7 protein-coding genes are annotated in these 6,261 nt (G+C 35.2%); 5 read left to right on the top strand and 2 right to left on the bottom strand.

Annotated features, from left to right (window positions below; translation table 11 throughout):
* The first annotated feature begins 449 nt into the window (after window positions 1-449).
* Window positions 450-983, top strand: a complete 534-nt coding sequence (locus J3U74_RS12585; RefSeq protein WP_416379773.1) for a DUF4184 family protein — start codon at window positions 450-452, stop codon at window positions 981-983.
* 36 nt (window positions 984-1,019) lie between these two features.
* On the opposite strand, the gene gmhB is transcribed toward J3U74_RS12585, so the two are convergent.
* On the bottom strand, window positions 1,020-1,556 hold the full coding sequence (gene gmhB, locus J3U74_RS11580) for a D-glycero-beta-D-manno-heptose 1,7-bisphosphate 7-phosphatase (RefSeq protein ID WP_267329194.1): 537 nt from the start codon (window positions 1,554-1,556) through the stop codon (window positions 1,020-1,022).
* A 115-nt stretch (window positions 1,557-1,671) separates the two neighbouring features.
* On the opposite strand from gmhB, the gene metN reads away from it, so the two are divergent.
* The 4 genes from metN (at window position 1,672) to tsaA (ending at window position 5,206) form a co-directional block, all read left to right on the top strand.
* Window positions 1,672-2,703: a methionine ABC transporter ATP-binding protein MetN gene (gene metN, locus J3U74_RS11575; RefSeq protein ID WP_220218296.1), complete on the top strand. Its 1,032-nt coding sequence runs from the start codon at window positions 1,672-1,674 to the stop codon at window positions 2,701-2,703.
* A gap of 112 nt (window positions 2,704-2,815) precedes the next feature.
* The gene (locus tag J3U74_RS11570; RefSeq protein ID WP_366518728.1) at window positions 2,816-3,457 is read left to right on the top strand and encodes a methionine ABC transporter permease; all 642 of its coding nucleotides are present in this window, start codon (window positions 2,816-2,818) and stop codon (window positions 3,455-3,457) included.
* A 14-nt stretch (window positions 3,458-3,471) separates the two neighbouring features.
* Window positions 3,472-4,368 (top strand): methionine ABC transporter substrate-binding lipoprotein MetQ, encoded by an 897-nt coding sequence (gene metQ / locus J3U74_RS11565; protein WP_267329192.1) that lies wholly within the window; start codon window positions 3,472-3,474, stop codon window positions 4,366-4,368.
* A gap of 127 nt (window positions 4,369-4,495) precedes the next feature.
* On the top strand, window positions 4,496-5,206 hold the full coding sequence (tsaA, locus tag J3U74_RS11560) for a tRNA (N6-threonylcarbamoyladenosine(37)-N6)-methyltransferase TrmO (RefSeq protein WP_416379772.1): 711 nt from the start codon (window positions 4,496-4,498) through the stop codon (window positions 5,204-5,206).
* Between the two features lie 191 nt (window positions 5,207-5,397).
* On the opposite strand, the gene hslO is transcribed toward tsaA, so the two are convergent.
* Window positions 5,398-6,261: an Hsp33 family molecular chaperone HslO gene (hslO, locus tag J3U74_RS11555; RefSeq protein WP_267329190.1), complete on the bottom strand. Its 864-nt coding sequence runs from the start codon at window positions 6,259-6,261 to the stop codon at window positions 5,398-5,400.

Here is a 6,261-nt window from a genome sequence, read left to right as displayed (position 1 = left end):
CTTTTTTTAAAAAATTTGATCTTGCTCACTAATCACTTTTCCCGTCTGCTTTCGCTGACGCCGTGTCAGTGGATGCGCATTATAGAGCCTTAGAAAAATCATGCAAGCGATTATTGCAAATTTATTTCCGATTGTGTTTTTTTTACACATGACGCTGTGAAAATAAACTAATCCTATACAAATTTTACAAACTTTCTTTATTTATTAGTGATCATATAATTATAGTTTTCTATTTCAATCTAACTTTTTAACTGGTTTTTTTATATGCCTTTTACTTTTGCACATCCAGCAATTGTTTTACCTTTTTACAAAAAGCCTAAATTTTTTTCCACGACAACTTTAATTATAGGTAGTATGTCACCTGACTTTGAATATTTTCTTAGGATGAAAATAAAAAGTGATATGAGCCACACTTTATTAGGCATCTTTTATTTTGATCTACCCATAACATTAATTATTGCTTTATCTTTCACTTTATTATTCGTAATGAATTGATCAACAATTTGCCTCATTTTCTTTATAAACGATTTGCTCATTACCTAAATTTTAATTGGAGTGAATATTGCTACCATCATTGGTTTATTGTCATAACTTGTGCATTAATTGGCGCACTGTCTCATTTAGATTTGGATAGTTTTACTCACTTGACTGGCTTTTTTGTACAACACCTGCCTTTTTTACAACAGACTCTATCATTAAAAAATACAAATATTCCTACCTACCAATTACTCCAACATGGAAGTATTTTGGTAGGATTGAGTTTAATATGCTTCTTTATTCTCAGATTACCGATCTTGGTTGATAAGACAAATAAAATTAGCATTCTATATTGGGGGTTAGTATTTTTGATTTCTTTAAGTTGTTTTTCTCTTTTTTTCACCAATACTATTCATACCTTTGGTCAAAGTGTGGTGAACTTTATTAATGCTCTATTTTTGGGGTTAATATTATCAGGGCTTATCGTGAGAATGATACGGCATTAATTTTAAATGCCGTATTAGGCTAGTATTATTAGAAAATTATGATTCTGCTTTTATTTTATTGGGTAAATCCGCCAAGCTATCAATTACCCAATCAGCTTGCGCTAACGCTTCTTCTGTAATGGCATCACCGGTTTTCACCAAAACTGTTTTTTTAACGCCTGCCTTTTTACCCGACAATAAATCCGATACTCGGTCACCCACCATATAAGAGTTGGCAATATCAATTTTTAACTCTTTCGCTGCTGTTTGTATCATACCGGGATTTGGTTTTCGACATTCACAATGATCAACTAAAGGATCGTGCGGGCAATAATAGATACCGTCTAAGTCGACACCTCGGTCTTGTAATGACCAATCCATCCACTCTGTTAAGGTATGAAATTGCTCTTCAGTAAATTTATTTCTTGCAATACCTGATTGGTTAGTGGTGATAACTAACAAAAAGCCCATTTTTTTGAGTTCTTGCATTGCTTCAATTACGCCATCAATAAAATGAAATTTATCAATAGTATGTACATAATTGTAATCGATATTAATCGTACCATCTCGATCTAAAAAAATAGCTGGTTTCATATTTATTTGTATTCCTTTGCTTACATATCGCTCAAATTTGCATAGCATATTATCGATTGACTTAGATGTCTAGACGTCTTAATATTCAATTATCCAAACTTTATCTTTATATATTATGATAAAACTACAAAATATTTCGAAAGTATTTGAACAGAATAAAACGGTAATTCATGCCTTAAAAAATATAACAATCCATGTTCCGCAAGGCAAGATTTATGGTGTTATAGGTAAATCCGGCGCCGGAAAGAGTACACTTATTCGCTGCGTTAATCTATTAGAAAAACCAACAAGTGGTAGAATTTTCTTTGATAATCAAGATATCACCGATTTATCTAACCGACAGCTAATTGAAGTACGTCGCAAAATCAGTATGATTTTTCAACATTTTAACCTTTTATCTTCTCGGACGGTATTTGATAATATCGCTTTTCCGCTTGAGTTAAATAAGACACCGAAAGCGAAGATTAAACAAAAAGTCAATGAACTAATAGCGTTAGTTGGTTTGACCGAAAAAGCAAATGTCTACCCGGCAAATTTATCCGGCGGACAAAAACAACGTGTAGCTATTGCAAGAGCATTGGCTAGTGACCCTAAAGTATTATTGTGTGATGAAGCCACCAGTGCGCTCGATCCTGAAACTACTCGTTCGATTTTGGCATTACTCAAAGACATTAATCAAAAATTGGGATTAACCATTTTATTAATTACCCATGAAATGGATGTGGTAAAACAGATTTGCGATCAAGTTGCTGTGATCAGTAATGGTGAATTAGTCGAGCAATCTTCAGTCGGTGAAATGTTTTCGCATGCTAAAACCGAAATTGCCCGACAATTTATTCAATCGACGTTACATTTGACCATACCAGATGATTACTTAATTCGCCTTACGCCAGAACATAAAGAAGGACTCAATCCGTTAGTACGTTTAGAATTTAGTGGCGTATCGGTTGATTTACCTTTACTTTCGCAAATTGCCAAAGAATTTGATATTGATAGTAACATTATCAGTGCGCAAATGGATTATGCCGGTGGTGTCAAATTCGGGTTGATGCTAGCTGAAATGAAAGGCAAACCAAATAGTACATTATCAGCAATACAATTTTTAGAAAAAAATAACACCAAAGTAGAGGTGCTGGGCTATGTTTAATTTTATTCCGTCCTTTAAACCATTTGAATCATTATTTCGATTTTTAGCCAGCTCCGACTTTTGGGCAAATTTTGTCTCATTTTGCTCATCATTTAATGGCTTTAATGAAGCGATGCTATTTAAAATGGCACAAGCCACTGATGAGACACTTTATATGGTCATTTTATCAGGCTTTTGGGGTACAGTGATTGGCTTACCAATAGGAATATTGCTTTACACCACTCGTAAAGGGCAAATTTTAGATTGTTATGCCGCCAATAGTGTTATTTCATTTATTACCAATATTTTTCGCTCTATTCCTTTTATTATATTAATTGTTTGGATAATACCTTTTACGACCTTTTTAATGGGAACTTTTATTGGGAAACAAGCAGCAGTAGTGCCATTAAGTATTGGCGTATCACCATTAATTGCTCGTATGATTGAAAATGCCTTGCTTGACGTACCCAAAGGACTTATTGAAGCCGCTCGTTCAATGGGCGCCACACCATTACAAATAATTTATAAGGTGCTATTACCCGAATCACTGCCGGTTATTGTTAATAGTATGACCATTACACTCATCACCTTGACTGGCTATATTGCGATGGCTGGTGCGGTCGGTGCTGGCGGTCTTGGACAACTGGCAATTCAATATGGTTACAACGGTTATAAGCCTGCTATAATGAATACGGTTTTGGTTATCTTAATCATTATTGTCTTTATTATTCAGTTTATTGGCAATAGTATTGTTAAACGTGTTACTCATCATTAATTTTGGAGAAAATTATGTCAATTAAACAGCTAGCACTAGTCACCACCTTGGTGAGTGCATTTTTTTTAACAGGTTGTGATAACAAACAATCAACAACCGAAAACAAACCAGCTGAACCAACCAAAGTAAGCTCACTTAAAGTTGGGGTGATTTCAGGGCCAGAACAGGAGGTGGCAGAAGTAGTTAAGAAGCAGGCTAAAGATCTTTATAATATTGATGTTGAGTTAGTTATTTTTAATGACTACGTTACACCAAATCAAGCTTTAAATGACGGTTTAATTGATGTTAATGCTTTCCAACATAAACCATATCTAGATGAGCAAATTAAAGAACGTGGATATAAACTTGCTGTTGTTGGTAACTCTTTTGTATATCCAATCGCAAGTTATACTCATAAACTTAAACCAATTGACGCTTCTGCCGAAACTGGCGAAGGGGTAAAAGTTAAATCACCTCGTGGTGAAACCTTTTTTATTCCAGCTAAGTCAACCATTGCTATTCCGAATGATCCAACAAACTTAGGTCGTGCATTACTATTATTGCAACACGAAGGGTTAATAACCGTTGATAAAGCAAAAGGGTTATCACCAACTGTACTTGATATTACCAGCAATCCTTATGACTATAAGATTGTTGAACTTGAAGCACCAATGCTACCTCGCTCTTTAGACGATGCTCAGGTAGATTTGGCAATCATTAATAATGCTTTTGCCGGACAAGCAAATTTAACGCCAAGCAAAGATGGTGTTTTTGTAGAAGATAAAGAGTCTCCATATGTGAACATTATCGTATCGCGTGAAGCTGATAAAGATAATGAAAACGTTAAAAACTTTGTTAAAGCTTATCAAACAGATGCCGTTGCTAAAAAAGCTGATGAAATCTTTAATGGCGGGGCAATTCGTGGTTGGTAATAATCCACTCACAAACAGCTATTGATCACTATTCCGCCGACTTTATGTCGGCGGTAAACATCTGAATTAAATTTATCTATCGAGTGATATAATAATTACCTTCAAATGGCTCAATACATCATAAAAGATAATGAATCGGCAAATTAATCCTATTGGCATAATACGTTCACCTTACAGCGAAAAATTTGCTGTACCAAGGCAACCTAATCTCGTTTCGGCAGGTCAAGGGGAGCTGCATTTATTAGCACCTTATAACGATCCTAATAGTGTGAAAGGTTTAGAGCAGTTTTCACATTTGTGGCTGTTATTTCTGTTCCACCATATCGATCCTGAAAAATGGCGCTTAACGGTGCGCCCTCCACGCTTAGGCGGTAATAAAACTTTAGGCGTATTTGCCACTCGTTCGCCATTTAGACCTAATCATATTGGTCTTTCTGCGGTAGAATTAAAAGATATTACCGTTGTTCAAAAACAAGTCATTTTAAAACTGGGCAGCCTTGATTTAGTCGACGGCACACCAATTATCGATATCAAACCTTATATCCCTTATTGTGATAGTTATCCACAAGCCAAAGCTAGCTATGCCCAGACAGTGCCCGAAACCGTATTAACCGTTACATTTTCACCGTTTGTACAGCAATTTTTAGAGCGACAAAAACAAGATTATCCTCAGTTGGCAACGTTAATCTCTCAAGTAATATCACAAGACCCAAGACCTGCTTATAAGCGCAAAGATAAAACGGAACAAGAGTTTGGCTTGACTTTATATCATTTTAATATCAAAGGAAGAATTATTAATCAACACGCGATAGTTGACCAAATAACGATAATAGATTGAAGAGTTGTATAAAAAGCTAACTAATTAAATGGCTGACTTTTGTAAAGAGGATTTACAAAATTGTTATCGATTGTATATAAAATTAATTGAAAATTTAAGTCATTCTGGTAAATTACATATGGGTTTAATTCCCTATATTTCACTTTACCACTAAAATTCTTCACGATCTTAGTGGTATTTTTATATGTAGATTAATGATAATTCAAATTCTGTTTTCTTCTCATCTCAGCAATATCAATTGCATCAATCAGATAATGTTTGCCACAATAATCACAATGAATATCGATTTTACCGCCCTCTTCTTTTAAAATTTCATCAACTTCATGAGCGGGTAGCGTCATTAAACTATCTTCACAACGCTCGCGCGAACAGCTACATTTGAAAATAATAGGATGCGCTTCAAACAGTCGAACTTCTTCTTGATTATAAAGGCGATATAAAATCTCGTCAGTTGAAAGTTGGAATAGTTCGTCACGTGTGATCGTTTCCGTTAACGCACAAAGGTGCTCGAAAGATTCGTCAGTACCTTCGTTTGCCGGAAGTACCTGTAATAAAATGCCGGCCGCCATTGGCTTATTATTACATACCCCAGTTTTGACAAACAATCGGGTAGGTAACTGTTCGGATTGCATAAAATAATTTTCAATACAACCAATTAAGGTATTTTTTTCAAGCCCAACAATACCTTGATAACGCTCGCCATTTTTAGGCGTAATAGTAATGACAATATAACCATTACCAACCATATCTTTAAGCGTTGCATTATCAGCAACATCACCGTTAACCCGTGCTACACCACGTAATTGCTGTTGATGATTACCATTTACAACCGCTAGTGATAATGGACCATCACCTTGCAACTGCACAGCGATATCCCCTTCAAATTTTAAAGTCGCAGTTAATAAACTGGTTGCAACCAATAACTCACCCAGTAAATTTTGTACTGCTACAGGATAAGTATGATTTTCTAAAATAGCTTCATATGTCTGTTCAAGACGGGTAATTTCACCCCGAATTGGGTGATTATCAAATAAAAATCGATTTAGAGTATCCAT

Source organism: Gilliamella sp. B3892, assembly GCF_026536305.1.
In the GTDB taxonomy this organism is placed as follows: Bacteria; Pseudomonadota; Gammaproteobacteria; order Enterobacterales; family Orbaceae; genus Gilliamella.
The sequence above is the reverse complement of the archived record's forward strand: the minus strand, read 5'-3'. Positions and strand labels throughout refer to the sequence as shown.